The following is a 25,018-nucleotide window of genomic DNA, read 5'->3' on the forward strand; positions in this document are numbered from 1 at the left end:
ACCCGCGCCCAGCGCGACGGCGCGGCTCACCTCGCGGCCGGTGTCGGTGCCGCCGCGTACGCTTGCACTCATGTGTGGTCGCTTCGTCGTCGCCAATGTGGCATCCGAACTGGTCGGCGTCCTGCGCGTCGACGTGCAGGGCGATGTGCTGCCTCCGCCCTCGTACAACATCGCGCCCACCGCGCGAGCGGCCATCGTGCTGGACTCCGCCAAGACCGAGCCTGCGACCCGTCGCCTCGAATCGGCACGGTGGGGGCTCGTCCCCGGCTGGGCGAAGGACCCGAGCATCGGCTCGCGTGCGTTCAACGCCCGGGCCGAGGAGCTCGAGGACAAGCCGATGTTCCGCAATGCCCTCATCAAGCGCCGCGCCGTGGTTCCGGCATCCGGCTACTACGAGTGGAAGCAGGTCGACGGCGGCAAGGTGCCGCACTACATCCATCCCGCCGACGACGAGCCGATGTTCTTCGCCGGGCTCTACGAGTGGTGGAAGGATCCGGCCAAGGCCGACGATGACCCGGAGCGGTGGCTGCTGAGCTTCACCATCCTCACGCGCGACTCCATCGGTCACCTGGGCTCGATCCACGACCGCATGCCCCTGTTCATCGACGGCGACTTCGCCGACGCATGGCTGGACACCGACACCGACGACCACAATGTGCGCGACCTGTTGGATGCCGCGATCGACGCGGCGCCCGCCCTGGGCGACACGCTGGAGGACCATGTCGTGTCGTCCGCGGTCGGCAACGTGCGCAACGACTCCCCCGAGCTCATCGAGCCCGCCGCGTAGTCGAGCGGCACCCCCGGCATCCATCACCCGACCCCGCCCCTGCGCGGGACGTCTTCGCTGCTGCTGAGACGAGGGGATCTGCCGAGATGCGGACGAATGGGCGGTAGCCGCCCGCATCCGGGCAGATCTCCGCATCCAGGCGACGGATGCCGCGACCGAGATAGCGCGGCATCCGCGTCTCGTCACGACGCGCGTAGGCTCGAGGGATGACCGCGCTCGCCTCACGCACCGTCACGGCGCTGAGCCGTGCCGAGTGGCAGGAGCGCGAAGACGCGCACCACGCCCGCGCGGACGGACTCACCGCGGGGCGCCGGGAACGCGCCGCGCGCGGTCAGACCCACCCGGTCGACGACTTCCTCTACACGTACTACTCCTACAAGCCCGCGTTGCTGCGCCGATGGCATCCGGGCGCCGGCGTCGAACTCGCCGATGCAGCGGCCACGCCGCGCGCGGCCTGGAGCTGGTACACCGCCGGCGCCGCCCCCGGCAGTCTGCGGGTCGACGTGGCGGGATTCACCGAGGCCAAGTCGGACCTGCTCACGCTGTGCGAGCGGATGCTGCGCCTGACCGCCGCGCGGCCCGGCCAGTTCGGCTGCTTCGGCCTGCACGAATGGGCGATGGTCTACCGCGCGCCCCAGCCCCGTCACGCGGTGCCGCTGCGGCTGGGTCAGCGCGGCACTGACGACGTCGTCGAGGCGCACGATCTGCGCTGCACCCACATCGACGCGTTCCGCTTCTTCACCAAGGATGCCGTGCCGCGCAACCGTTTCACCCCCACGCGCGCCGATCAGCCGATGCGCGAGCAGCCCGGGTGCCTGCACGCCGGGATGGACGTCTACAAATGGGCGATGAAGCTCGGGCCGATCGTGCCCGGTGAGCTGATGCTGGACGCCTTCGAACTGGCACGGGACATCCGCGCACTCGACATGGCCGCCTCCCCCTACGACCTCGCCGACTGGGGCGTCGCGCCCGTGCCCATCGAAACCCCGGAGGGCAAAGCGGAGTATGTGCGTCACCAGCGCGGCTTCGCCGAGCGCGCCAACGCCCTGCGCCACGCGATCCTCGACGCGTGGCGGCCTGATCAGCCGACGGGCTGACACTCCGGGCACGGCAGCAGCGCGCCCGGCACCTGCTGCAGCCGCAGCTGGGTGACCCGCGTCGCCGCCTCCGCCAGACGCTCCGCGGGCAGCGCGCCCGAGTCCGCTGCCGCGGTGATGCCGTCGACGATCCGTCCGGCCATGCCCGCGTCCGACAGCATCACCGACATCACCATGTCGTTGCCCGCGGCGACCGCGGCGACGGCGTTGGCGACGGGATCGGCGTACCGGGGGTCGCCGGTGTTCTGCAGCATCCCCAGGTCGTCGGTGATCGCGACGCCCTCGAAGCCGAGGTCCTCGCGTGCGATGCGGTGCCATTCGGTCGACAGCGTCGCCGGTGCCGCATCGACCGCCGTGAAGACGAGGTGGCCGAACATCAGCACCTCCGCACCGGCGTCGATCCCGGCGCGGAAGGGCACGGCATCCGCCTGCTCCCACTGTGTCAGCGACAGGTCGGTGGTCGGGAGCATGTGATGCGAGTCTCCCGGCGCCGCGCCGTGACCCGGGAAGTGCTTGAGAGTGCTGGCGACGGCCGAGGCCTCACCCTCCACCGCCGCTCTCACCCGCTCCGCCGCGGCATCAGGACTCGTGCCGAGGGCCCGGCGGAAGATGAAGCTGTCCGGGTCGGAAGGCACGTCGGCGACGACGCCGAAGTTCACCGTCGCGCCGCCCCGCTGCAGCAGAGCGCCCCGCCCTGCGAAGGCATCGGCGGTCGCCGTCGCGGGTTCGTTCTTCAGTGTCACCGCGCCGGCGAAGTCGTCCCAGGGCAGCCGGGTCACGTCGGCGCCCTCCTCGTCGATGCCGATCAGTGGCGGGAGCCCCGGGTCGATGGTCAGCGCGTCGGTGATCTGCCGCAACGCGGACTCGTCACCGGGCACGTTGGCTCCCATGAGAATGAACCCGCCGAGCCCGTCGGCGGCCATGTAGTCGTGCAATGTTGCCGGATCGGCCGTGGGGATGTGTCCCATGACGACGGATGCCGCACGCTCGCGGGTCGACATCGCCTCGACGAGACGCTCGGCCTGGGTGATGAGGGCCGCCTCGTCCGCCGGCGTCACGACGACACCGGAGCCCGACCCCGACGAGGACGCGGATGCCGCTTCCCCGGCGGTCGCACCGTGCGCGACCGCCGGTGTCGCGATCCCGAGGACCGCAATGCATGCGGTGATCCCCAGGAGTCGGACGGTACGGCGCACCGGGCCAGTGTACGTGCGGGTCCTGACGCCTTCGTGGGAGGAAGGCGACGCTCAGGCCGGAAGGACGGGCTGGCGGAGGATGGTGCGCAGTCTGGCGGGCTCGACCTTGCGGAAGTCGCTGAGGTAGATCTCGTGATGCTTCCCGGTCATCTGCAGCCCGGCGTCGGGGATGAACTCGTCGTGCATGCGCTCGAGCACCCCGGCTTCGTCGTCGAACGAGCCGACGTGCAGGGTCTGCACGCAGCGACCCTCCGTGATCGTCTCGAGGCGCAGCTGGGCGAGAGCGGCGGGTGGCTCGCCGTCGGCGACCTTCGCCACCGCGGAATCGAACATCTCCCTGGTGATCCACTCGGGCACCATCATCAGCGCGGTCCATCGCCACGCCGCCTTGTTGCGACGGCTCGTGAACTCGGCCATGTCATCGGCCCACCACTGCGCCTCCAGTGGCATGACGACGTAGTCGCGGTCCAGCTGCTGCTTGCTGGCGAACTTGAGCTTGTAGCCCACGGGATACAGCGTCGCGATGGCATCCGAGAAGGCCTGCGACGTGTTCGGGTCACCCTGCCCCTCCACCGCGAGGTACTGCATCGGCGGCACATCGACGACGCGGAACGACCCGGCCGGCGCCCGGTACACATCCATCGTCTTCTTGAAGTCGGTCTTCATCCCGCGATGGTGGCATGAACGCACGACAGCGGTGCCTCCGGGGACTACGGTGACGACATGACCGGGGTGGGGCTGGCCGCATTGAGCGGACTCATCGGCGGCGGCACCCTGCTGATCGGGGCCGCTGTCGCCTGGTTCGTGCGGATTCCGCAGCGCGTCACCGCCGGCATCCTGGCGCTCGGGGCGGGGGTGCTCATCGCGACCCTGGCATTCGAACTGGTGCTCGAAGCGGCCGATGACGGCGGCCCGGTGCCCACGTCGATCGGCTTCATCGCCGGCGCCATCGTCTACAGCATCGCCGACTGGCTCGTCTCCCGCCCGCCGCAGCCCGCCGAGCACCGGCCGGCCAACGTGGTCGCCCGCCGCAGCTCCGCCCGGCTCGCCGGCGGTCCCGGCGCGGCGATCGCGATCGGCGCGCTCATCGACGGCATCCCGGAGTCCATCGTCATGGGTCTCTCGGTCGTGCACGGCGGCATCAGCATCCCCATCGTGGCGGCCGTGGCCATCAGCAACTTCCCCGAAGGGCTCGGGTCCACGGCCGAACTCAAGCGCGGCGGAGCGACGGCGGGCGCCGTGGGGCTGCTGTGGGGCGGGATTGCGCTCGCCACCATCGTCGCGTCTGTCGTGGGCTACCTGGCGTTCCAAGCGGCATCGCCGTTCGCCGTCGCGCTGACGACGGCGACCGCCGCCGGTGCGCTGCTGGCGATGATCTGCAACACGATGATCCCCGAGGCGTTCGAAAAGCAGCAGATGCTCACGGGCCTGTGGGCGACGCTGGGGTTTCTCGGCGCCTTCCTGCTGCATCTGGTCGGTGGCTGAGGCCTGCTCGGACGTCAGGCGCTTGCAGGTCGGGCCGCACGCGCCCCGCGACCGAGCGCGGGCACGAGCGCCCCGGCGGCGGTCAGGGCGGCGGCGACGAGGAAGGCGACGGTGTAGTCGGTCCACGGGATGAGCGCGCCGATCACGGCCGCGCCCACCGCCTGCCCCAGCACCAGTGTGATGAACAGCAGCGCGGTCCCCGCAGCGGCCCGTTCGGCATCGATCTGCGCCGTCCAGCCGATGAGCGCGCCACTACCGGCGACATAGCCCCACCCGAAGACGGCGCAGGCAGCGAGGACGAGTGGCACGGAGTTCGGTGCGACCGTCAGCACCGAGGTCGCGACGGCCACGGTCAGTACCGCCGTGGTCCAGGCCCGTCGCGGGCCGAGGTGACCGGTCCACCGGGCTGTCGCCATGACGGCGATGCCCCCGGCACCCAGCGCCGTCCAGGCGACCACCGTGAGTACGGGCGGAGTGCCGGATGCCACCAGCAGCGTGCGCGCGTAGGTCCAGACCGCAGCCGACCCGACCCCGAGCAGCAGCGCGGCCAGGAGCAATCTCCAGTGGGCGGCGAACCAGGAACCGGGAGGGAATGACACGGGTGCGGGAGCATCGCCTCGCGTGCCCCCGCGCCGATCCGCCACGAGGACCAGCGCCGTGACCCCGAGGGTGAACGCGCCGGCGACGGCCCACGCGAGCCGCCAGTCCGGTAGCAGCCAGAGCGCCAGCAGGCCCGCGGCGACGAGCCCGGGACCCGTCCCCGCGTTGACGATCGTCTGCGCACGTGGGTCGTCCGCCGTCGTGGCGCTGCGCTGCAGCAGGGCCACGAGAGCGGGCGACGCCAGCCCTGCACCGGCGGAGCCGGCGACGGCGAACACGGCGAACGCCGGCACGTCGGGTGCGCCCGCCATGCCGATCGCGCTGGCGGCGGCGCTGAGCCCTGCCGCGATCACAAGGGTCCGTGGATGACGGGTCGCGGCGAACAGACCGACGAGGGCGCCCAGGCAGTACACGACCGACGCACCGCTCGAGATGAACCCGGCCACCGAGACGCCCATCCCGAGCGCGTCCTGCACTTCCACCAGGTAGAGGCCGTAGGCGAAACGCACGAGCCCGTAGGTAGCGGCGATCAGGCCCGTGCCGGCAGCGATCAGCAGCAGACGTGTGGCATCCATAGATGAAAACGAGCGTTTCACTTTTTCACTCTAGAGTGCAGTCATGGCTCTGCGCGCGAATACGGAAGAGCGGTTGCTGGATGCCGCCGACGAGCTGTTCTTCAGCCACGGGATCGCGGCGACCCCGATCGACGCGGTGCTCCGCCGGGCCGGTGTATCTGCTGCCACGCTGTACCGGGGTTTCACGAGCAAGGAGTCGCTGCTCGCGGCAGCGCTCGACCGCCGCCACCGGGCGTGGCTGAAGACCTGGGACGAGGCAGTCGCGACGCACGACACGGCAGAGGGCAGGTTGCTGGCCGTGTTCGACGCCCTCGACGCCTTCCGCGCTCGACCTGCGGGATCCCGCTGGTGCGCATTCCTCGGCTCAGCCGCGGAGTACGCCGATGCACCGCCAGAGCTCGCGAGGGCGCTGCGCACGGAGTCAGAGACGCTCCGGGCACGCCTGGCGGAGTATGCCGCCGAGGTCGACGGCGCCCGCGCGGATGAGCTGGCTGAGCAGCTGTTGCTGGTGATCACGGGTGACCTCGCAATGCGGCTGCGCTCCCCCGCGCAGACCACGGACACCGCTCGTGAGATCGCCCGGGCACTGATCGCGTCGCAGGCATCCGCGACCTCGTGATGTCGGGTGCGGTTTCACGGCTCGCACCGCGATCCGGGCACGGGCGGCTGTCCAGCACGGTCAACCCGTTGCCGTTGAGCCCGTCTGTGAGCTGTGGAGCCGCTCGTACGCGAGCAGCGTGGCGCGGATGAGCACATCCTGCTGCGCAGGATTGAACAGCGCCGAGATGGCTTCGGTCAGCGCCTCGGCAGCCGCGGACTTGTTCCGCGCGACCTGCGGCATCGACGGGTCGAGCCACGGGTAGTCGGCGATGTTCTGCGCGAGTGTGACGGCATACCGCTCGACCAGATCCTGCCGCGTCTGCTCATCCGCATCGGGCTCCAGCCGCTCCAACTCCGCGCTGAGATCTCCCGGGTCGTCCTCCACCATTCTGCGGACATCCGCCATGGCCTCATCGTCAAGGAGCTGCCCGTACAGGTGCACGAGCGAACGGTCCGTCTCCGACAGTCGCGAGGCCACCGCCTCGAATCCGGCGGGGGTGTCGGCGGGCACGTCCTCGCGGAGGATCACGGCGATGTCCGCGCGCGCCCGCTGGAGGCGCTCGATCGTCGTTTGGAGCTCCGCGTCGATCTCCCGCAGCGCCTCCGACGCGTCTTGCGCCTCATCGGTGACCTCATCGATCTGCGACAGCGGCACGCCGAGTCCCACGAGGCGCCTGATGCGCAGCAGACGCACCAGGTGCTGCACGTCGTACTGCTTGTACCCGTTGTAGCGACGCTGTGGCTCTGAGAGAAGCCCGAGGCGGTGGTAATGGCGGATCGTGTTCACGGTCGTGCCGGCGAGGTAGCCGAGTTCGCTCGTGCTCCAGGGCATCACGGGCTCCTCTCGGGCTGGCGGTCGTGTGCTGCTCGTCACCAACACCGTACCCACACGGCGTATGCCCGCGCTGCGGTGGCAGCTCGCGGGAGGCCGACGACATCGCCCCGAAAAACACGAAAACCTCCGGGGTGACCGGAGGTTTTGGTGGACCTGAGGGGACTCGAACCCCTGACCCCCTGCATGCCATGCAGGTGCGCTACCAGCTGCGCCACAGGCCCTTACGCTGCCCCGCGGGGCAACTCATTAAGCCTACAACACGACGGGCGGGTGAATCGAATCGACCGCGATGTCCGGGCGTGTCCGTACAGTGAGAGCCATATCCCAGACCTGTGGAGGCGCGACATGGCGACGCTGGGCAACATCACCCTCTACGCGGACGACCCGAGGTCGCTGGCCCATTTCTGGTCCGGCGTCTTCGGGTACCCGGCTCTGGAATGGGAGGATCCGCTGCGACGTGAGTTGCTGGACGCGGGGCTCACCGAGGCCGATCTCGCCACGCGAGCCCTGGCAGAAGACCCCGCGGGGATTGGTCCGAGGTTGTTCTTCCATCACGCCGACGGCGCGAAGTCGGGACGCAACCGACTGCACCTCGATGTGTCGACCGTGCCCGAAGGCAGGCCGACGCGCGAACAGCTCGACGCCGAGAAGGATCGGCTGGTCGCGCTCGGCGCCGAGGTGGTGCGCCTCGTGGAGCAGTCCTGGGGCCCCTGGGCCGAGCTGTACTACCAGCTGCGCGATCCCGAGGGCAATGAGTTCTGCCTGCAGTGAGGCTCAGTCGGCGTTCGCGGGCGTGGCGAGCTCGACCGGGATGACCGGGCAGTCTTTCCACAGCCGCTCGAGACCGTAGAACATGCGGTCTTCCTCGTGGAAGACGTGAGCCACGAGGTCGCCGAAGTCCAGCAGCACCCAGCGCGCCTGGTCGCGGCCTTCGCGGCGCAGACGCTTGTGCCCCGCTTCGAGCAGCTTCTCCTCGATGCGGTCGGCGATCGCGGCGACGTTGCGTTCGCCGTGTCCGGTGACGATCAGGAACGCATCGACCAGCGGCAACGGCTCCGATACGTCCAGGGCGACGATGTCGTCGCCTCCCGTTGCATCGGCTGCCTGCGCAGCGATCTGAACCATTTCACGTGACTGCGCACTGGCGGTCATGAGAACACCCCCGTGGTGACAGCAAGAATGAGCACACCCACGAGCGTGAGTGCGAGTGCGCCGGCAGTGATGGCCAGCGCCATCATGAGGCGCCCGCCCTTCTCCGGCGCGGGCGGCTGGATGATCTCCCCGGCCGCCTTCGAGGTGCTGACCGCGGCACTGGCCGCGATCGGCGTGGGCGAGGATGCCGGCGGCAGCTCACCATCGATGAGTGCTGCGTCGACGTCCTTGCCGTCGGCCACACCGGGCGCGTGCCCGTTGGAGCCGAGACCCTCGGGCAGGGCGAAGGTGCCCGTGATGAGCACCTCCCCCGTGGCCGTGACGGGACCGACGAGCGGCCCCGATGACGGCGTCTGCGAGAGGATGAGCGCGTTGGACGCGGTCAGTGATCCGTTGCCGCTGCTGCGGGCAAGGATGTGGTCGAAAGACGCGGGAAGTTCCGCGGACATGACGTCGCCGGCGAGCAGCTCGGCGCCAAGCGCGCTGTTGACGACGGGACGCTCTTCTTCGACGTCGGCTGCCTCATCGGCCGGGGCAGCCGCGGGCTCCTCGGCGGCGTCGGCGGCCACGGGCTCCGGGTCGACCTCGTCGTCCTGCTGGACGGCCTGTTCGGCGGTGTCGTCCGCGGCTTCGACGGACTCCGTCACGGTGGGCTCGGCGTCCACGTCCTGCGTCGCTTCGGCGGGCGCGGCTTCCTCGGCGGGCGCGGCCTGCTCCGCGGGCGGGGCGAAGGGGGAATTCTCGCGCTCGGCCGTCTCGGCGGCGTGTGCGGCCATGACGTCGGCGGTGATGACGGGCACGGACGCCGTGCGGATGCGCTCCTGCTGGCGTGCCTGGCGGCGGGTCAGTGGACTCGCGCCCAGGTCGACACTCGCGTCGGAGGCGGGCGCGGGAGGCACCTCGGCGGGCGCGGCAGGGCGCGGCAGCGGTGCGGCCACGACAGGCGGCGGGGCCGGGGTCTCGTCAGGGGTGTCGCCGGGGGTGATGATCGGGTTCGCCGCGGTGTTGCGCAGGTCACGCATTTGCTTGCGCGTCAGCGGCGGAGTGGGCTGCTCGGGTGTGCTCATGCCATGCTCCGATAGAGGTGATGCTTCGCAATGTATTGGACGACACCGTCGGGAACCAGATACCACACCGGATAACCACGATGTACGCGGCTGCGGCAGTCGGTGGACGAGATCGCCAACGCGGGGACTTCCAACTGACTCACTCCCTCGGGTGGGAGGTCATCGATGTTCAGCACGTGGCCGGGGCGGGACACCGCCACGAAGTGCGCCAGCCGCCAAAGCTCATCGTGATCACGCCAGGTGAAGATCTGCGCGATGGCATCCGCGCCGGTGATGAAGAAGAACTCCGCATCCGGCCGCTGCGCCCGCAAGTCCCGCAGCGTGTCGGTCGTGTACGTCGGCCCGCCGCGATCGATGTCGACGCGGCTGACGGTGAACCGCGGGTTGGATGCCGTGGCGATCACGGTCATCAGGTACCGGTGCTCCGCGGCCGACACGTCATGCTTCTGCCAGGGTTGGCCCGTCGGCACGAACACGACTTCGTCGAGATCGAGCGACTGGGCGACTTCACTGGCCGCCACCAGGTGGCCGTGATGGATCGGATCGAACGTTCCGCCCATCACTCCGATGCGCGGTGCCCGCGGAGAACTCATACCGCCGGCCTAGTGGTGCCCGTGCCCCGCCTGCGTGAGTTCGTCGGCGTGGGTGCGCGCGTAGGCCTCCGCTTTGGGGGCGTGACGGTTGGCGACGTTGCGGTACGACAGCGTCACCAGTCCCAGCGCCGTGAACACAACGAGTGCGACGATGCCGTAGCCGATGGTGTCGAGGAGACCGACGTGGTGTTCGGTCTCCGCCGCGGCGAGAGCGGTGATCGTGGCGAAAGTCATGCGGGCTCCGTTCGAGTTGCGTGTGGTGCGCGATATCCAGCTTAGGCGGTCAGTGGCGGATCTGCCCGGCGCCACGGGCAAGCCACTTGGTGCTGGTCAGCTCCGATAGGCCCATCGGCCCGCGCGCGTGGAGTTTCTGGGTGGAGATGCCGACCTCGGCGCCGAAGCCGAACTCGCCGCCGTCGGTGAAGCGGGTGGAGGCGTTGGCCATGACGACGGCCGAGTCCACCTCGGCGAGGAAGCGCTCGGCGCGCTGTGCGTCTTCGGTGATGATCGACTCGGTGTGGCCGGTGGAGTAGCGCCGGATGTGGGCCAGCGCCTCGTCGAGATCGTCGACCACGCGCATCGAGAGGTCGAGGCTCATGTGCTCGACGGCGTACTCGTCGTCGGTCACGGCGACCACGCCGTCGGCGAGGATGCGGGTGGTGTCGTCGCCGTGCACGGTGACGCCCTGGGCTTGCAGCGCGGAGACGACCGGCGGGATCAGCCGCGGCGCGGCGTCGGCGAGCACCAGCACCGTCTCGACGGCGTTGCACACGCTCGGGCGCTGCACCTTGGCGTTGACGACGATGTCGCGCGCCCAGTCCAACGGCGCGGTGGAGTCCAGCACGATGTGCACGACACCCGCGCCGGTCTCGATCACCGGCACGAGCGACTCGGTGACGACCGTCTCGATCAGCTGCGCGCTCCCCCGCGGTACCAGCACATCGACCAGCCCGCGCGCCTGCATCAGTTCGCGGGCGCCGTCGCGACCGAAGTCGTCCACGGTCTGCACGGCCTCGGGGTCGAGGTCGCGGTCGGCGAGGGCTGCGCGGATGACGCCGACGAGCGCCGCGTTCGACTTCTCGGCGGCGCTCCCGCCGCGCAGCACCACGGCGTTGCCGGAGCGCAGCGCGAGCGCGGCGATGTCGACCGTGACGTTGGGGCGCGCCTCGTAGATCGCACCGACCACACCGAACGGCACCGACACCTTCTGCAGCCGCACGCCGGTCGGCAGCTCCCGCTCGTCGAGCACACGACCGACCGGGTCGGGCAACGCGGCGACGTCGCGCACGGCGGCGGAGAGGCCGGCGATGCGCGTGGCATCCAGTCGGAGCCGGTCCTGCAGCCCTGCGGACATGCCGTTCGCGCGGCCGCGTTCGAGGTCTTCGGCGTTCGCGGCGACGATGTCGTCGACGGCACCGTCGATCGCGTCGGCGACCGCGTGGAGGGCGGCGGCCTTGTCGGCGTCACTGAGGAGCGCGATGCTGCGGGCGGCGTCCTTGGCGCGCTGCATCCGCTCGCGCGCGGTCGTCGCCGTCGCGGTCAGGGGGGTCATCCGGCCAGTTTAGCCGTGGCCCGCGGGGCTCGTCTCGACGGCGCCGGTCACGGGCGCGACCCCGGCCGGGTTCGGCTCGAACCAGGTTCCGATGGCTGCGCCCGCGAGGGCATCGCCGACGAGATCGGCACTGGTGACGAGTACTCCCACCCCGGATGCCGCGGCGAGGCGGGCGGCGGAGACCTTCGTGGCCGCTCCCCCGGTGCCGACGCTGTTGACCACGACCGACCCGAATTCGTACCCGGACAGATCGTCGTCGAACGCGACGTGGGAAATGGGCTCAGCGCCCGGCTCCGACGGCGGGCGGGTGTACAGGCACTCGATATCGCTGAGCAGCACCAGCGCGTCCGCGCCGATGAGCCGGGCGACGAGGGCGGCGAGCCGGTCGTTGTCGCCGAAGCGGATCTCGTGCGTGGCGACGGTGTCGTTCTCGTTGACGATCGGCAGGATGCGAAGGCCCAGCAGCCGCTCCATGGCGCGGCGCGCGTTGGAGCGGTGAGTGGGGTTCTCCAGATCGCCCGCGGTCAGCAGCACCTGGCCGGCCACGACACGGAAGACCCGCAGCGCCTCCTGATAGCGGTAGATGAGGATGTTCTGCCCCACGGCGGCCGCGGCCTGCTGGGTCGCGAGGTCGCTCGGACGCTCATCGAGCTCGAGGAACGGCATGCCGGTGGCGATGGCGCCGGAGGACACCAGCACCACCTCCACGCCGCGGGCATGCGCCGCCGCCAGGGCCTCGACGATCGCCTGGATCTTGCCGGCGTTCTCGCCGCTGATCGACGACGACCCGACCTTGACGACCAGGCGCCGGGCCGAGCGAACGGCGGCGCGATCCCCCGCTGTCACCGAGCGCTCTCCTCGTCACGCTCCGAGCTGCGCTCGGCGATGCGTTCGGCCTCGAGATCCGCGCGGGCCTGCGCCTTGGCATCCATGCGGTCGTGATAGCGCTCGCGCCGCTGCGACGTGGTGCGCCGCGGGTTGAGGTCCAGACGCGGGTCGGTGCCGCGGGGGGCGGTCATGAGCTCCGCTGCGGAGCTCATCGTGGGGTGCCAGTCGAACACGACACCGTCGCCCTCGCCGATGACGACGGTCGAACCCGCCGTCGCGCCGGCCTTGAACAGGCCGTCTTCGACGCCGAGCTTCTCGAGGCGATCGGCCAGGAAGCCGACGGCCTCCTCGTTCTGGAAGTCGGTCTGCTGCACCCAGCGCACCGGCTTGTCGCCGAGGATGCGGTACAAGTTGCCGTACGTGCCGCCTTCGACGCGGATCTCGAAGTCCTTCTGCGACCCCTTCGGGCGGATGACGATGCGCTCGGGGGCGGAAGTGGCGGCCTGGTGGGCGCGGTGCTCGGAGACGACCTCGCCCAACGCGAAGGTGAGCTGGCGCAGGCCCTCGTGGCTGACGGTGGAGATCTCGAACACGCGGAAGCCACGTGCCTCGAGGTCGGGGCGCACGAGGTCGGCGAGGTCCTTCGCCTCGGGGACGTCGATCTTGTTGAGGGCGACCAGCTGCGGGCGTTCGAGCAGCGGCGTCTGGCCCTCGGGCACCGGGTACGCGGCGAGCTCGGCGAGGATGACGTCGAGGTCGGTGAGCGGATCGCGGCCCGGCTCGAGCGTCGCGCAGTCCAGCACGTGCACGAGCGCCGTGCAGCGCTCGACGTGGCGGAGGAACTCGAGTCCGAGACCCTTGCCCTCGCTCGCGCCCTCGATGAGCCCCGGCACGTCGGCGACGGTGAAGCGCACATCGCCGGCCTGCACGACGCCCAGGTTCGGGTGCAAGGTCGTGAACGGGTAGTCGGCGATCTTGGGACGCGCGGCGGAGACCGCGGCGATCAGGCTCGACTTGCCGGCGGAGGGGAACCCGACCAGCGCCACATCGGCGACGGTCTTGAGTTCGAGCTGGATGTCGCCTTCCCAGCCGGGAGTGCCCAGCAGTGCGAAGCCCGGGGCCTTGCGCTTGGGGTTCGCGAGCGACGCGTTGCCGAGGCCGCCCTGTCCGCCGGGAGCCACCACGACGCGTGTGCCGGGCTCGACCATGTCGACGAGCGTCTGCCCCTCGGCATCCTTCACGACCGTGCCGACCGGCACCGGAAGCTCGAGCGACTCGCCGTTCGCGCCGGAGCGGTGGTCGCCCATGCCGAAGCCGCCGTTGCCGGCGGTGCGGTGCGGCGAGTGGTGGTACGACAGCAGGGTCGTCTCCTGCGGGTCGGCGACGAGGACGATGTCGCCACCGTTGCCGCCGTTGCCGCCGTCGGGGCCGGCGAGCGGCTTGAACTTCTCGCGGCGTACCGACACGCAGCCGTTGCCGCCCTTTCCGGCGCGCAGATGCAACGTCACTCGATCCACGAAGGTCACCATGAGCTGCTCCTCAGCTGTCGGAGAAAAAAGCGAGGGGCGAGCCGAAGCCCGCCCCTCGCCGAGAATTCAGTGCGATACCGCGGTCACTCCGCGGCGGCGACGATGTTGACCACCTTGCGGCGGCCCTTCGAGCCGAACTCGACCGCGCCGGCGGCGAGGGCGAACAGGGTGTCGTCCTTGCCGCGGCCGACGTTGGCGCCGGGGTGGAAGTGGGTGCCACGCTGGCGGACGATGATCTCGCCGGCGTTGACCTCCTGGCCACCGAAGCGCTTCACGCCCAGTCGCTGGGCGTTGGAGTCGCGACCGTTACGGGTGGAGCTTGCGCCCTTTTTATGTGCCATCTCTGCGTCTCCCTCGGCTTACTTGATGCCGGTGACCTTGACGCGCGTGAGGTCCTGACGGTGCCCCTGGCGCTTCTTGTAGCCGGTCTTGTTCTTGAACTTCTGGATCACGATCTTGGGGCCGCGCAGCTCACCGAGGACCTCGGCAGTCACGGTGACCTTCGCGAGCTTGTCGGCGTCGGTCGTGACGGCGTCGCCGTCGACGAGCAGCACCGCGGGCAGCTCGAGGGTCTCGCCGACCTTCGTCTGCTGACGGTCGAGAACGACGATCGTGCCGACCTCGACCTTCTCCTGGCGGCCACCGGCGCGCACAACTGCGTAAACCACTTCACACCTGTTTTCGTCTGGGAGCGCGAGGCTCCGATTGTCTTGCGAGACTCGCTCTGGGAAAGATAAGTCTGGGTGCCCTGCCGATCGCTGAACAGCCACCGGCGTTCGCGCTCCGCCCGAAGATGGGGAAACGCGTCGCACCAAAGGTTGAGTTTAGCCGATGCCGGGCCACATGCCAAAAGCTCCAGGGTGCGTGTCGCGGCGAAGCCCTAGGATCGGTTGGATGGCGATCCTGATCGACGACCCGCGCTGGCCGGCGCACGGCAGGCTGTGGGCCCATCTGATCAGCGACACCGCGCTGGAGGAGCTCCACGCGTTCGCGGCCGCCAACGGCATCCCGCGTCGCGGTTTCGACCTCGATCATTACGACGTCCCTGAAGAGGCGCACACACGCCTCGTGGCCGCCGGCGCTGTTCACGTCGACGGCCACGAGCTGGTGCGCAGGCTGATCGCGTCGGGGCTGCGCGTACGCGCACGCGACCGACGCTAGGTGCGGGCTACTCCCCGTCGGTCACGTGGGGCACCGGAGTGCCCGTGAGAGCGGCGGTGGACACGCGTCGGCGTCCACGCCCCTGGCCGGGGGCCTTCGGCTCGGGAAGGGCCTGCAGGACCGAATCCAGCAGCAGATCCTTCTCGGTCTTCGGAGCGGCCGACTCGGTGCGCTTCTTGCGCGCCTTCTTCGGACGCTCGCTGCGCTCGGCCCGCTCGGGAGCCGGGGGCAGCACGACCGACACCTCGGGCGCAGCCTCGGCCTCTGCCGCCGCCTCACCCTGGGCCGGGTGGATCGTGGATGCCGCGATCTGCGCGAGAGCCGACTTGACGCCCTCGGTGATCACGTGCGTGCCGCCGGTAGGGGCGGGAGCGGGCGGAGCCTGGCGGGGGCGGCGCGCGTTCTGGTTGCCACCGTTACCGCCATTGCCACCGTTGCCACGGTGCTTGACGACCGGGTCGTGGTGCACGACGACACCGCGACCGGCGCAGACGTCGCAGGCCTCGCTGAAGGTCTCGAGCAGGCCGAGACCCAGCTTCTTGCGGGTCATCTGCACGAGGCCGAGCGAGGTGACCTCGGCCACCTGGTGCTTCGTGCGGTCGCGGCTCAGGCATTCGACCAGGCGCCGCAGCACCAGGTCGCGGTTGGTCTCGAGCACCATGTCGATGAAGTCGACGACGATGATGCCGCCGATGTCGCGCAGGCGCAGCTGACGCACGATCTCCTCGGCCGCCTCGAGGTTGTTCTTGGTGACGGTCTCCTCGAGATTGCCGCCGGAGCCGACGAACTTGCCGGTGTTGACGTCGATGACCGTCATCGCCTCGGTGCGGTCGATCACGAGGGAGCCACCCGAAGGCAGCCACACCTTGCGGTCCAGCGCCTTCTCGATCTGCTCCGTGACACGGAACTCATCGAACGGGTCGTGGTCGCCTTCGAACGCCTGCACGCGGTCGAGCAGGTCCGGGGCGACACCGGCGAGGTAGCTGGTGATGGTCTCGTACGCGTCTTCGCCCTGGATGAGCATGCGCGTGAAGTCCTCGTTGAAGACGTCACGGACGATCTTGACGAGCAGGTCGGGCTCGGAGTGCAGCAGCGCGGGGGCGCCGACCGTCTCGACCTGCTTGCTGATGTGCTCCCACTGGTTGGTGAGGCGCTGCACATCGCGGGTCAGCTGGTCCTCGGTGGCACCCTCGGCGGCGGTGCGCACGATGACACCGCTGGACTCGGGCAGCACCTCCTTGAGGATGCGCTTGAGGCGGGCGCGCTCGGTGTCGGGGAGCTTGCGCGAGATGCCGTTCATGGCACCGCCCGGCACGTACACGAGGTAGCGGCCGGGGAGCGAGATCTGGCTCGTCAGGCGTGCGCCCTTGTGACCGACCGGGTCCTTGGTGACCTGGACGAGCACGCGGTCGCCCGACTTCAGCGCCAGCTCGATACGACGCGGCTGGTTGCCGGTCTCGACGGCATCCCAGTCGACCTCGCCGGAGTACAGCACGGCGTTGCGGCCGCGGCCGATGTCGACGAAGGCGGCCTCCATGCTGGGGAGGACGTTCTGCACGCGACCGAGGTAGACGTTGCCGATCAGCGACGCGTCCTGGCTGCGGGCGACGTAGTGCTCCACGAGCACGTTGTCCTCGAGCACGGCGATCTGCACGCGGCCGTTCTTGGAGCGCACGATCATCTCGCGGTCCACCGACTCGCGGCGGGCGAGGAACTCGGCCTCAGTCACGACGGTGCGACGGCGACCGGCTTCACGGCCGTCACGACGGCGCTGCTTCTTCGCCTCGAGGCGGGTGGAGCCCTTGATGCGCTGCGGCTCGGTGATGAGCTCCACGGCGCGCTGGCGCGGGGCGGCAGCGGGGGGTGCGTCGTCGAAGTCGTCACCGCCACGACGGCGACCACGGCGGCGCGCTGTGGAGCTGCCGGGCTGTTCGCGGTCGCTGCGGTCGGGACGATCGTTGCGGTCGCGGTCGCGGTCGCGGTCGTTGCGGTCACGGTCGTTGCGGTCGCGGTCTCGGTCGTCCGCGTCGTCGAGCGGCGGGCGGCCGCTGCGCGCGGGCGCCGGAAGCACCGGCGGCGCGTAGAAGTGCAGCTGCGTCGACACGGCCGACACGAAGTTCTCGGGCAGCAGGCCCAGGCTCACCGCGGTCACGGGTCCCTTGGGCTCGTCGTCGGACTTGTCCCCGGTCTGCTCCTGCGCCTCGTGCTCGGATGCCGCGGTGTCCGCGTCGGACGCGCCCGCGGTTTCGGCGGGAGCGTCGGGCTCGGCATCCGCGGCAGCCTCTACCGGCTCAGCCGCCGGCTCCGTGGCCTCGGTGGCGGGCTCGGACTCCGCAGCGGCATCCGCTGTCTCGGTCGGCGCCTCGACGGCGGCATCCGGCGTCTGAGACAGCGACGCGAGGTCGAGCTGCTCGGGCGTCAGGGCGCCATCTTCGGAAAGGGGATCTGTGCGGGTCTCATCGGACATCACCGGCGTACTCCTTGCGGGCGACACCGCGCGTCGCCCGGCGAAATCTCGTGCGGTGCCGCCGTCATCTCGCTGTGACGGTGCGGCTCGCGAACTCTCACTGGGTCTGCAGCCGGCTCATCGGCGGGCTGCGCTGGGCGTTCATCGCCCGAAGTCTTCGGCGATGCGGTCGCGGCGCGGCCGCGGGTGCATCAGCCACCATTATCGCACTTCCGGCGCGTTCTGTGTTTTCGGGTTGGTGGGAGGTCGCTGCGCAGCGTGATCCTGCGGCCGCAATGGCATAATCCGGGGATGCCCGAAAGCCGCTCCGACCGACCGACCGTCCTCGCTGTCTGGCTCGTCATCGCCGGCGTCATCGGCTGGTGGGCGGCGTTCTCGCTCACCATGGAGCGCTTCCACCTGCTGGCCGATCCCGATGCGACGGCGGCCTGCGACTTCAGCCTGCTGGTGCAGTGCACGGCGAATCTGGAATCCGCTCAGGGCAGCGTCTTCGGATTCCCCAACCCGATTCTCGGGTTGACGGGATGGGCCGCGCCCATCGTCGTAGGCATGGCGATCCTTGCCGGGGCGCGGTTCGCGCGCTGGTTCTGGTGGTGCTTCTGGGCCGGCACGGCACTCGCGTTCGGCTTCGTGCTGTGGCTCATCGGGCAGAGCGTCTTCGCGCTCGGCACGCTGTGCCCGTGGTGCATGGTCACCTGGGCGGTCACCATCCCGACGTTCTACGCCGTGACAGTGCAGGCACTGCGCGTCTCCGGCATCCGGTGGGCCCGTCGCCTGGGTCCGTGGGTGCCGCTGGCGACCTTCGTCACCTACGCCGCGATCGCCCTGGTCGCCCAGCTGAACCTGAACTGGCTCGGCCAGCTCTGACCCCCGCCCGTCCCCGCTGCCGCCGAGTGAGCATTCGTACCCGCGAGTGAGCATTCGCGTCGCCGAGTGAGTACTCGCGACGAATACTCACTCGGGACGACGAATACTCACTCGGGACGACGAATACTCACTCGCGGTGCTGCTGGGGGGTCAGAACCAGATCGACAGCTCGCGGGCGGCGGACTCGGGGCTGTCCGAGCCGTGCACCAGGTTCTGCTGCACGGCGACGCCCCAGTCGCGGCCGAAGTCGCCGCGGATCGTGCCGGGCGCGGCGGTGGTCGGGTCGGTCGTGCCCGCGAGCGAGCGGAAGCCCTCGATCACACGGTTGCCGGCGAGGCGGATCGCCACCGACGGTCCCGACATCATGAACTCCACCAGCGGCTCGTAGAACGGCTTTCCGGCGTGCTCGGCGTAGTGCTGCTCGAGCCGCTCGCGGTCGGGTTCCACGAGCCGCAGGTCGACGAGCGAGTAGCCCTTGGCTTCGATGCGGGCGAGGATCGCTCCGGTCAGCCCCCGCGCGACGCCGTCGGGCTTGACCAGGACGAGGGTTTCTTCGGTGGACATGTCAGTCTCCGTTTCGCTGTTCGGCCTCGGCTGCCAGACGCGCGTTGCGCCGGTCGAGCGAGGCACCTTTGATGGTCGCATAGGCCCACATCGCGCCGAAGATCAGCGCGACGAGGACGAGCGCCGGCACGAAGATCGCGCCGACGACGATGGTGAGCTGCAGCACCCAGCCGAACGCGATGGCCCAGCGGTGGCGCACGAGGCCGGCGGTGAGCATCATCAGCACCGCGATGACGCTGCCGGCGACGATCCCCCACCACTGCCCGATGCCGGCGGGGAGCGCCTGCAGCCCGAAGACCGCCAGGCCCGCCAGGAACGCGACGATCGACTCGAACACGAGCACGATGGATGCCAGCGACTCCTGGGCCCCGCGCGCACGCCGCACCCGGGGTGCGGCCGTCTTCCGGGCGCTCACGCGTTCCACCCGCTCTTCCAGTCCTCTTCGGATGCCACGGTCATCGCCTCGCCGGCCAGCACGACGCTGCCGGCGATGATGACGGCCCGGCGCTCGGATGCCGCGGCCCACTCCCGCGCCGCCGACGAGGCGTCCGCGACGTCGGGGTGCACGCTCACCTGCGCACCGAGCGCTTCGGCGAGGTCGGCGATGGCGTCGGGGTCGGTGGCACGGTCGGATTGCGGCGCGGTGGCGAACACGTGCGCCGCGAGGGGTGCGAGCTCGGCCACGACACCGGAGACGTCCTTGTCGGCGAGGGCGCCGAGCACGACTCCCCACTCGTCGAAGTCGAACGCGTCGCGCAGCGCCTGCGCGAGGGCACGGGCACCGTGCGGGTTGTGTGCGCCGTCGACGATCACCGTGGGGGCGATGCCGATGAGCTGCAGGCGCCCGGGCGAGGTCGCCTCACCGAGACCCTCGGTGAGCACGTCGGCGGCCAGCGGCTGCGTCGCGGCACCGAGGAGCGACTCCACCGCGGCGATGGCCAGCGCGGCGTTGTGTGCCTGGTGCGCGCCGTACAGCGGCAGGTAGAGGTCGCTGTACTGACCGGCCAGGCCCCGCACCGCGATGAGCTGCCCGCCCACGGCCATGCGGTCCTCGGTGAGGGCGAACCCCTCGCCCTCGAACGCGATCGTGGCGTCGTTGGCGGCGGCAGCCGCACGCAGCACCCGCTCGGCGGCGGCATGCTGCTCTGCCGAGACGACGGCGGCACCCGGCTTGATGATGCCCGACTTCACCTCGGCGATCTCGGCGATCGTGCCGCCCAGCCGGTCGGCGTGGTCGAGGTCGATCGGCGCGAACACCGCGACGTCGCCGTCGGCGGTGTTCGTGGAATCCCACGACCCGCCCATGCCCACCTCGATCACGGCGACGTCCACGGGCGCGTCGGAGAACGCGACGAACGCGACCGCCGTGAGCAGCTCGAAGAAGGTCAGCGGCTCTTCTCCGGCCCCCGTCAGCTCGGCGTCGACGAGCTCGACGAACGGCGCGACTTCGTCCCACGCGTCGGCGACCGCGGCGTCGGCGATGGGCTCGCCGTCGACCATGATCCGCTCGGTGAACCGCTCCAGGTGCGGGCTGGTGAACAGCCCGGTGCGCAGCCCGTGGGCGCGCACGAGGCTCTCGATGATGCGGCTCGTCGACGTCTTGCCGTTGGTGCCGGTCACGTGCACCACGCGGTAGTTGCGCTGCGGGTCGCCGAGGTACTCCAGCAGCCGCGCGGTGCGCTCCTTGCGCGGCTGCACCCAGCGCTCGCCCGCACGGGCGAGCAGTGTCTCGTAGGCGGCGTCGGCCCTGCGGCGATCGTTCATGCGCTCACCCGGCTCACCGCGACGTGGAAGCCGCCCTGGTTGGCATAGGTGCCGGCCGGCACGTACGCGACGTGGTCGGGAGTGTCTCCGAAGACATCCGGATGCCACGTGGCGTCGGGTGTCTGCGGCACCTCGATGTCACGCCCTGCCACACGGGCGGCGAGGTCGACGGCGAGGGTCTCCCCCGCGACGTCCGCCGCGTCGATGCCCGTCTCGAGCGACGACGCGTCGTCGGCCGATTCGAACAGCAGCTGCAGGCGGATGCGGTCGCTCACGTCGAAGCCGGCGGCCTTGCGGGTGTCCTGCACGGCGCGCACGACGTCGCGCGCGAAGCCCTCGGCCTCGAGCTCGGGGGTCGTCGTGGTCGACAGGAGCACGAAACCGGCCCCCGGCAGCAGCGACAGCGCCTCGCCCTCGGGGCGGCCGCTCGTCTCGAGCACGAGTTCGTACTCCCCCGGCTCCAGCGCCACGCCGCCGGCCGTGACGACCCCGTCGGTCTCGGACCAGTCACCGGCCTTGGCCGCCTGGATCACCTGCTGCACCTGCTTGCCCAGACGCGGGCCGGCGGCGCGGGCGTTGACCGAAAGTCGGTGCGTGATGCCGTAGTCGGCGCCGGTGTCCTCGCGCAGCTCGACCAGTTCCACCGCCTTGACGTTCAGCTCGTCACGCAGGATGTCGTCGAACTGTCCGAGCGCGGCGGCATCGGGCACCACCACGGTCAGCAGCGGCAGCGGCAGCCGCACCCGCTTGCCCTCGCGCTTGCGCAGCGCGTTGGCGACGCTGGTGACGTCGCGCACGGCATCCATCGCGGTGCGGATGTCGTCGGCGGCGGGGAACGCGTCGGCATCCGGCCAGTCCTGCAGGTGCACGCTGCGTCCGCCGGTCAGGCCCTGCCAGATGTTCTCGGCCACGAGCGGGATGAGGGGCGCGGCGACCCGGGTGAGGGTCTCCAGCACCGTGTAGAGCGTGTCGAACGCCTCCCGGCTGGTCGGGTCGTCGTTCACCCCGACCCAGAACCGGTCGCGTGATCGGCGGATGTACCAGTTGGTGAGCGCCTCGACGAAGTCGCGCAGCTTGGCGGCGGCCGTGGTGGAGTCCAGGGCGTCGAGCTCGGTCGCGACGTCGCGCACCAGATCGCCGGTGAGGGCGAGGATGTACCGGTCGAGCACGTGGGTGGAGTCCGTGCGCCAGGATGCCTCGTACCCCTCGCCGCCCGTCGCACCGCCGGCGGCGTTGGCGTAGGTGGAGAAGAAGTACCAGGCGTTCCACAGCGGCAGCAGGAACTCCCGCACCCCCGCACGGATGCCCTCTTCGGTGACGATGAGGTTGCCGCCGCGCAGCACGGAGCTGGCCATGAGGAACCAGCGCATCGCGTCGGAGCCGTCGCGGTCGAACACCTCGGAGACATCCGGGTAGTTGCGCAGCGACTTGGACATCTTCAGCCCGTCGCTGCCCAGCACGATGCCGTGGCAGGCGACGCCGGTGAACGCGGGGCGGTCGAACAGCGCGCCGGAGAGCACGTGCATGACGTAGAACCAGCCGCGGGTCTGGCCGATGTACTCGACGATGAAGTCCGCCGGTGCGTGCTCGTCGAACCATTCGCGGTTCTCGAACGGGTAGTGCACCTGTGCGTAGGGCATGGAGCCCGAGTCGAACCACACGTCGAAGACGTCCTCGATGCGCCGCATCGTCGACTGACCGGTGGGGTCATCCGGGTTGGGACGGGTGAGGTCGTCGATGTAGGGCCGGTGCAGGTCCACCTCGCCCTGCTCGTTGCGCGGGAGACGGCCGAAGTCGCGCTCCATCTCGTCGAGCGAGCCGTAGACATCCACGCGCGGGTAGGCGGGGTCGTCGCTGCGCCACACCGGGATCGGCGAGCCCCAGTAGCGGTTGCGGCTGATCGACCAGTCGCGGGCGCCCTCGAGCCACTTGCCGAACTGCCCGTGCTTGACGTTCTCGGGCGCCCACGTGATCTGCTCGTTCAGTTCGATCAGGCGATCCTTGATCGCCGTGACGCGCACGAACCAGCTGGAGACGGCCTTGTAGATGAGGGGGTTGCGGCACCGCCAGCAGTGCGGGTACGAGTGCTCGTAGCTCGCCTCGCGCACAAGGCGGCCCTCGGCCTTGAGCAAGCGGATGAGGGGCCGGTTGGCATCCATCCACAACTCGCCGGCGACGTCGGTCACCTGCGGCAGGAAGCGACCGCCGTCGTCGAGGCTCATGATGAGCGGGATGCCGGCGGCATCCGTGATGCGCTGGTCGTCCTCACCGTAGGCGGGCGCCTGGTGCACGATTCCGGTGCCGTCGCTGGTGGTCACGTAGTCGTCGACGAGGATGCGCCAGGCGTGCTCGGTGCCCCAGACCTCGGCGTCGGCGTAGTAGTCGAACAGTCGGTCGTAGTGCACGTCGGCGAGCTCGGCGCCCTGCACCCGCTGCTGCACGGCCGCGTGGGCGGCCTCGGCGCTGTCGTAGCCGAGGTCCTTCGCGTAGCCGGCGAGCAGGTCTTCGGCCAGCAGATACCGGTGCGACTCGCCCTCGGCGCGGTCCTCGTGCACGTCGGCGGCACCGTTCGGGCCACCGGGCACGACGACGTAGGTGATGTCGGGACCGACCGCGAGGGCGAGGTTGGTCGGGAGCGTCCACGGCGTCGTCGTCCACGCGAGCGCGCGCACGGCGGTGAGCCCCATCGCCTCGGCCTTCGTGCCGACGAGCGGGAAAGTGACGGTCACCGACGGGTCCTGACGCATCTTGTAGACGTCGTCGTCCATGCGCAGTTCGTGGTTGGACAGCGGCGTCTCGTCGCGCCAGCAGTAGGGCAGCACGCGGTGGCCCTCGTAGGCGAGGTCCTTGTCGTAGAGCTCCTTGAAGGCCCACAGCACCGACTCCATGAACCCGGTGTCGAGCGTCTTGTAGCCCCGCTCGAAATCGACCCAGCGCGCCTGACGGGTGACGTAGTCCTCCCACTCGTGGGTGTACTCCAGCACCGACGAGCGCGCCTTCGCGTTGAACGCGGCGATGCCCATCTGCTCGATCTGGCTCTTCTCGGTGATGCCGAGCTGCTTCATCGCCTCGAGCTCTGCCGGCAGGCCGTGCGTGTCCCAGCCGAAGACGCGATCGACCTTCTTGCCGCGCATCGTCTGGAAACGCGGGAAGAGGTCCTTGGCGTAGCCGGTGAGCAGGTGGCCGTAGTGCGGCAGCCCGTTCGCGAACGGCGGGCCGTCGTAGAAGACCCACTCCGGGGCGCCCTCGCGTTGCGCGATCGACGCGCGGAACGTGTCATCGGCCTCCCAGAAGGCCAGCACCTCGCGTTCGATGTCGGGCAGGCGCGGGCTCGGCACGACTCCGGGGGTCAGGCCGAACGCGGCGCCGTCGCCTGAGCTTGTCGAAGGTCGGGGATAGGTCATGTCACTCCAGCAGGTTGCGATGCGTCCTGCGAGGACGACCCTTCGGGCCGCGGTACCACCCCGCGTGGCCCCGGCGAACCGTGGGCCCTCTCTCACTGCGGCTGTGACGGGCCTGCCCCGCTCGGTTCTACTGACGGTTTCCCGCGTTCTTCCGAGAGCTCCCCGGTGATGGCCGGATCGATGCTGATCATCCGATTCTACGCGTACGTAGGCTCGGATGCATGCCTGCGCGTCCACTCCGTCCCGTTCCGCCGCGAACCGCTGCGCCCGACCTGCCCGCCCTGCTGGCATCCGTCACGACCCTGGACCGCCGCAGCGACGTCACCCAGTCGAGGATCGAAAGCCTCTCGGGCGACGTGGATGCCGCGCACTCCCGGCTCGTCGAGTGCGAGATCGCGGTGGCGCCGCTGGAGCGACTGGACCTCACCGGTGCGACGCTGATCGACGTCGAACTCGAGGACGTGCGGGCCACGACCCTTGCCGCCGTCAGCGGCACGTGGCGCTCGGTGCGACTCACGGGCGGCCGCATCGGCACGCTCGACCTGTCGCGCGCGCAGCTCGATGCGGTGGAGATCCGCGGTGCCCGCATCGACTACCTGTCCCTCGGGCAGGCGACCGCCGCCGACATCCTCATCGCCGACTGCGTGCTGAGCACCCTCGACATGCCCGCCGCACGGCTGGACCGGGTGCGCTTCGAAGGATGCCGCGTGGACGACGTCGACACCCGGGAGCTCCGCGCCACCGACCTCGACCTCCGCGGCCTCGAGGCCCTCGGCTTCACCGACCTGCGCGCGCTCCGCGGTGCCACCCTCGCGCCGCACCAGGTGTCGGCGCTCGCCGAGTCGTTGGCGGCGGCACTGGGGATCGACGTGCGGGACTGAGTCGCGCCGCGGCC

At 70.2% G+C, this 25,018-nt stretch carries 26 protein-coding genes and 1 tRNA gene; 8 read left to right on the plus strand and 19 right to left on the minus strand.

From position 1 onward, the window contains the following. Positions 1-70 precede the first annotated feature (70 nt). Positions 71-787: an SOS response-associated peptidase gene (locus ACFVR6_RS04065; RefSeq protein WP_386959095.1), complete on the plus strand. Its 717-nt coding sequence runs from the start codon at positions 71-73 to the stop codon at positions 785-787. Positions 788-993: 206 nt separating this feature from the next. Next, positions 994-1,884 (plus strand): 3-methyladenine DNA glycosylase, encoded by an 891-nt coding sequence (locus ACFVR6_RS04070; RefSeq protein ID WP_386959097.1) that lies wholly within the window; start codon positions 994-996, stop codon positions 1,882-1,884. Here ACFVR6_RS04070 and ACFVR6_RS04075 read toward each other — a convergent pair. Next, complete coding sequence (locus tag ACFVR6_RS04075) at positions 1,869-3,080, minus strand: glycoside hydrolase family 3 N-terminal domain-containing protein (protein WP_386959099.1); 1,212 nt, start codon at positions 3,078-3,080, stop codon at positions 1,869-1,871. The genes ACFVR6_RS04070 and ACFVR6_RS04075 overlap by 16 nt on opposite strands. Before the next feature lie 51 nt (positions 3,081-3,131). Then, positions 3,132-3,746, minus strand: coding sequence for a GyrI-like domain-containing protein (locus tag ACFVR6_RS04080; protein ID WP_386959101.1), 615 nt, complete (start codon positions 3,744-3,746; stop codon positions 3,132-3,134). Between the two features lie 57 nt (positions 3,747-3,803). On the opposite strand from ACFVR6_RS04080, the gene ACFVR6_RS04085 reads away from it, so the two are divergent. Then, the gene (locus tag ACFVR6_RS04085; protein WP_386959103.1) at positions 3,804-4,565 is read left to right on the plus strand and encodes a ZIP family metal transporter; all 762 of its coding nucleotides are present in this window, start codon (positions 3,804-3,806) and stop codon (positions 4,563-4,565) included. Positions 4,566-4,579: 14 nt separating this feature from the next. On the opposite strand, the gene ACFVR6_RS04090 is transcribed toward ACFVR6_RS04085, so the two are convergent. Next, positions 4,580-5,740: an MFS transporter gene (locus ACFVR6_RS04090; protein ID WP_386959104.1), complete on the minus strand. Its 1,161-nt coding sequence runs from the start codon at positions 5,738-5,740 to the stop codon at positions 4,580-4,582. A 43-nt stretch (positions 5,741-5,783) separates the two neighbouring features. Between ACFVR6_RS04090 and ACFVR6_RS04095 the strand changes: the two genes are divergently transcribed. Further along, a complete protein-coding gene (locus ACFVR6_RS04095; RefSeq protein WP_386959106.1) occupies positions 5,784-6,359 on the plus strand; it encodes a TetR/AcrR family transcriptional regulator in 576 nt (191 codons plus the stop codon). A gap of 60 nt (positions 6,360-6,419) precedes the next feature. On the opposite strand, the gene ACFVR6_RS04100 is transcribed toward ACFVR6_RS04095, so the two are convergent. Both ACFVR6_RS04100 and ACFVR6_RS04105 read right to left on the minus strand, forming a co-directional pair. Further along, positions 6,420-7,172 carry a MerR family transcriptional regulator gene (locus ACFVR6_RS04100; protein WP_386959108.1) on the minus strand — a complete coding sequence of 251 codons (753 nt, stop codon included), beginning with the start codon at positions 7,170-7,172 and terminating at the stop codon, positions 6,420-6,422. Between the two features lie 148 nt (positions 7,173-7,320). Continuing rightward, a tRNA-Ala gene (locus tag ACFVR6_RS04105) sits at positions 7,321-7,396 on the minus strand. 124 nt (positions 7,397-7,520) lie between these two features. Between ACFVR6_RS04105 and ACFVR6_RS04110 the strand changes: the two genes are divergently transcribed. Beyond that, a complete protein-coding gene (locus ACFVR6_RS04110) occupies positions 7,521-7,946 on the plus strand; it encodes a VOC family protein (RefSeq protein ID WP_386959109.1) in 426 nt (141 codons plus the stop codon). A gap of 3 nt (positions 7,947-7,949) precedes the next feature. Here the strand turns inward: ACFVR6_RS04110 and rsfS are convergent, their stop codons facing one another. The 9 genes from rsfS to rplU all read right to left on the minus strand — a co-directional run bounded on the left by rsfS (position 7,950) and on the right by rplU (position 14,564). Beyond that, positions 7,950-8,327, minus strand: coding sequence for a ribosome silencing factor (gene rsfS / locus ACFVR6_RS04115; RefSeq protein WP_386959111.1), 378 nt, complete (start codon positions 8,325-8,327; stop codon positions 7,950-7,952). Continuing rightward, positions 8,324-9,394, minus strand: coding sequence for a hypothetical protein (locus ACFVR6_RS04120; RefSeq protein WP_386959113.1), 1,071 nt, complete (start codon positions 9,392-9,394; stop codon positions 8,324-8,326). The genes rsfS and ACFVR6_RS04120 overlap by 4 nt, the downstream gene beginning before the upstream one ends. Beyond that, complete coding sequence (nadD, locus tag ACFVR6_RS04125) at positions 9,391-9,987, minus strand: nicotinate-nucleotide adenylyltransferase (RefSeq protein WP_386959114.1); 597 nt, start codon at positions 9,985-9,987, stop codon at positions 9,391-9,393. The genes ACFVR6_RS04120 and nadD overlap by 4 nt, the downstream gene beginning before the upstream one ends. A gap of 9 nt (positions 9,988-9,996) precedes the next feature. After that, positions 9,997-10,221 (minus strand): hypothetical protein, encoded by a 225-nt coding sequence (locus tag ACFVR6_RS04130; RefSeq protein ID WP_386959116.1) that lies wholly within the window; start codon positions 10,219-10,221, stop codon positions 9,997-9,999. A gap of 49 nt (positions 10,222-10,270) precedes the next feature. Then, positions 10,271-11,539 carry a glutamate-5-semialdehyde dehydrogenase gene (locus tag ACFVR6_RS04135; RefSeq protein WP_386959117.1) on the minus strand — a complete coding sequence of 423 codons (1,269 nt, stop codon included), beginning with the start codon at positions 11,537-11,539 and terminating at the stop codon, positions 10,271-10,273. Between the two features lie 9 nt (positions 11,540-11,548). After that, a complete protein-coding gene (proB, locus tag ACFVR6_RS04140) occupies positions 11,549-12,385 on the minus strand; it encodes a glutamate 5-kinase (RefSeq protein WP_386959119.1) in 837 nt (278 codons plus the stop codon). Then, on the minus strand, positions 12,382-13,896 hold the full coding sequence (obgE, locus tag ACFVR6_RS04145; protein ID WP_386959121.1) for a GTPase ObgE: 1,515 nt from the start codon (positions 13,894-13,896) through the stop codon (positions 12,382-12,384). The genes proB and obgE overlap by 4 nt, the downstream gene beginning before the upstream one ends. A gap of 83 nt (positions 13,897-13,979) precedes the next feature. After that, positions 13,980-14,237 (minus strand): 50S ribosomal protein L27, encoded by a 258-nt coding sequence (gene rpmA, locus ACFVR6_RS04150; RefSeq protein WP_191717567.1) that lies wholly within the window; start codon positions 14,235-14,237, stop codon positions 13,980-13,982. Positions 14,238-14,255: 18 nt separating this feature from the next. Further along, complete coding sequence (gene rplU, locus ACFVR6_RS04155) at positions 14,256-14,564, minus strand: 50S ribosomal protein L21 (protein ID WP_191717568.1); 309 nt, start codon at positions 14,562-14,564, stop codon at positions 14,256-14,258. A gap of 226 nt (positions 14,565-14,790) precedes the next feature. Here rplU and ACFVR6_RS04160 point away from each other — a divergent pair, with 226 nt between their 5' ends. Next, positions 14,791-15,057 (plus strand): DUF4031 domain-containing protein, encoded by a 267-nt coding sequence (locus ACFVR6_RS04160; RefSeq protein WP_386959123.1) that lies wholly within the window; start codon positions 14,791-14,793, stop codon positions 15,055-15,057. A 7-nt stretch (positions 15,058-15,064) separates the two neighbouring features. On the opposite strand, the gene ACFVR6_RS04165 is transcribed toward ACFVR6_RS04160, so the two are convergent. Beyond that, positions 15,065-17,524: an Rne/Rng family ribonuclease gene (locus tag ACFVR6_RS04165; RefSeq protein WP_386959125.1), complete on the minus strand. Its 2,460-nt coding sequence runs from the start codon at positions 17,522-17,524 to the stop codon at positions 15,065-15,067. 291 nt (positions 17,525-17,815) lie between these two features. Here ACFVR6_RS04165 and ACFVR6_RS04170 point away from each other — a divergent pair, with 291 nt between their 5' ends. Continuing rightward, the gene (locus ACFVR6_RS04170) at positions 17,816-18,391 is read left to right on the plus strand and encodes a vitamin K epoxide reductase family protein (RefSeq protein WP_386959127.1); all 576 of its coding nucleotides are present in this window, start codon (positions 17,816-17,818) and stop codon (positions 18,389-18,391) included. Positions 18,392-18,541: 150 nt separating this feature from the next. Here ACFVR6_RS04170 and ndk read toward each other — a convergent pair whose 3' ends face one another. The 4 genes from ndk to ileS are packed head-to-tail and all read right to left on the minus strand — an operon-like array spanning position 18,542 to position 24,123. Continuing rightward, positions 18,542-18,955, minus strand: coding sequence for a nucleoside-diphosphate kinase (ndk, locus tag ACFVR6_RS04175; protein WP_386959129.1), 414 nt, complete (start codon positions 18,953-18,955; stop codon positions 18,542-18,544). A 1-nt stretch (position 18,956) separates the two neighbouring features. After that, entirely contained in the window at positions 18,957-19,379 is a 423-nt protein-coding gene (locus ACFVR6_RS04180) for a DUF4233 domain-containing protein (RefSeq protein WP_386959131.1), read from the minus strand. After that, positions 19,367-20,719, minus strand: a complete 1,353-nt coding sequence (locus tag ACFVR6_RS04185) for a bifunctional folylpolyglutamate synthase/dihydrofolate synthase (protein WP_386959133.1) — start codon at positions 20,717-20,719, stop codon at positions 19,367-19,369. The genes ACFVR6_RS04180 and ACFVR6_RS04185 overlap by 13 nt, the downstream gene beginning before the upstream one ends. Continuing rightward, a complete protein-coding gene (ileS, locus tag ACFVR6_RS04190) occupies positions 20,716-24,123 on the minus strand; it encodes an isoleucine--tRNA ligase (RefSeq protein WP_386959135.1) in 3,408 nt (1,135 codons plus the stop codon). Before ileS ends, ACFVR6_RS04185 begins: the two co-directional genes overlap by 4 nt. A 221-nt stretch (positions 24,124-24,344) precedes the next feature. On the opposite strand from ileS, the gene ACFVR6_RS04195 reads away from it, so the two are divergent. Beyond that, entirely contained in the window at positions 24,345-25,004 is a 660-nt protein-coding gene (locus ACFVR6_RS04195; protein WP_386959137.1) for a pentapeptide repeat-containing protein, read from the plus strand. Positions 25,005-25,018 lie beyond the last annotated feature (14 nt).

It is taken from the genome of Microbacterium sp. NPDC058021 (genome assembly GCF_042885955.1).
Taxonomy (GTDB): Bacteria; Actinomycetota; Actinomycetes; order Actinomycetales; family Microbacteriaceae; genus Microbacterium.

What these genes read in the sequence shown, in the direction of transcription:
- ACFVR6_RS04090 (WP_386959104.1), bottom strand. Translation starts at nt 5,740, where the DNA reads ATGGATGCCACACGTCTGCTGCTGATCGCTGCCGGCACGGGCCTGATC.
- ileS (WP_386959135.1), bottom strand. Translation starts at nt 24,123, where the DNA reads ATGACCTATCCCCGACCTTCGACAAGCTCAGGCGACGGCGCCGCGTTC.
- ACFVR6_RS04095 (WP_386959106.1), top strand. Translation starts at nt 5,784, where the DNA reads ATGGCTCTGCGCGCGAATACGGAAGAGCGGTTGCTGGATGCCGCCGAC.
- ACFVR6_RS04135 (WP_386959117.1), bottom strand. Translation starts at nt 11,539, where the DNA reads ATGACCCCCCTGACCGCGACGGCGACGACCGCGCGCGAGCGGATGCAG.
- ACFVR6_RS04130 (WP_386959116.1), bottom strand. Translation starts at nt 10,221, where the DNA reads ATGACTTTCGCCACGATCACCGCTCTCGCCGCGGCGGAGACCGAACAC.
- ACFVR6_RS04160 (WP_386959123.1), top strand. Translation starts at nt 14,791, where the DNA reads ATGGCGATCCTGATCGACGACCCGCGCTGGCCGGCGCACGGCAGGCTG.
- nadD (WP_386959114.1), bottom strand. Translation starts at nt 9,987, where the DNA reads ATGAGTTCTCCGCGGGCACCGCGCATCGGAGTGATGGGCGGAACGTTC.
- ACFVR6_RS04195 (WP_386959137.1), top strand. Translation starts at nt 24,345, where the DNA reads ATGCCTGCGCGTCCACTCCGTCCCGTTCCGCCGCGAACCGCTGCGCCC.
- rpmA (WP_191717567.1), bottom strand. Translation starts at nt 14,237, where the DNA reads ATGGCACATAAAAAGGGCGCAAGCTCCACCCGTAACGGTCGCGACTCC.
- ACFVR6_RS04110 (WP_386959109.1), top strand. Translation starts at nt 7,521, where the DNA reads ATGGCGACGCTGGGCAACATCACCCTCTACGCGGACGACCCGAGGTCG.
- ACFVR6_RS04185 (WP_386959133.1), bottom strand. Translation starts at nt 20,719, where the DNA reads ATGAACGATCGCCGCAGGGCCGACGCCGCCTACGAGACACTGCTCGCC.
- rsfS (WP_386959111.1), bottom strand. Translation starts at nt 8,327, where the DNA reads ATGACCGCCAGTGCGCAGTCACGTGAAATGGTTCAGATCGCTGCGCAG.
- ACFVR6_RS04165 (WP_386959125.1), bottom strand. Translation starts at nt 17,524, where the DNA reads ATGTCCGATGAGACCCGCACAGATCCCCTTTCCGAAGATGGCGCCCTG.
- ACFVR6_RS04065 (WP_386959095.1), top strand. Translation starts at nt 71, where the DNA reads ATGTGTGGTCGCTTCGTCGTCGCCAATGTGGCATCCGAACTGGTCGGC.
- ACFVR6_RS04170 (WP_386959127.1), top strand. Translation starts at nt 17,816, where the DNA reads ATGCCCGAAAGCCGCTCCGACCGACCGACCGTCCTCGCTGTCTGGCTC.
- ndk (WP_386959129.1), bottom strand. Translation starts at nt 18,955, where the DNA reads ATGTCCACCGAAGAAACCCTCGTCCTGGTCAAGCCCGACGGCGTCGCG.
- obgE (WP_386959121.1), bottom strand. Translation starts at nt 13,896, where the DNA reads ATGGTGACCTTCGTGGATCGAGTGACGTTGCATCTGCGCGCCGGAAAG.
- ACFVR6_RS04100 (WP_386959108.1), bottom strand. Translation starts at nt 7,172, where the DNA reads ATGCCCTGGAGCACGAGCGAACTCGGCTACCTCGCCGGCACGACCGTG.
- ACFVR6_RS04070 (WP_386959097.1), top strand. Translation starts at nt 994, where the DNA reads ATGACCGCGCTCGCCTCACGCACCGTCACGGCGCTGAGCCGTGCCGAG.
- ACFVR6_RS04120 (WP_386959113.1), bottom strand. Translation starts at nt 9,394, where the DNA reads ATGAGCACACCCGAGCAGCCCACTCCGCCGCTGACGCGCAAGCAAATG.
- ACFVR6_RS04080 (WP_386959101.1), bottom strand. Translation starts at nt 3,746, where the DNA reads ATGAAGACCGACTTCAAGAAGACGATGGATGTGTACCGGGCGCCGGCC.
- ACFVR6_RS04085 (WP_386959103.1), top strand. Translation starts at nt 3,804, where the DNA reads ATGACCGGGGTGGGGCTGGCCGCATTGAGCGGACTCATCGGCGGCGGC.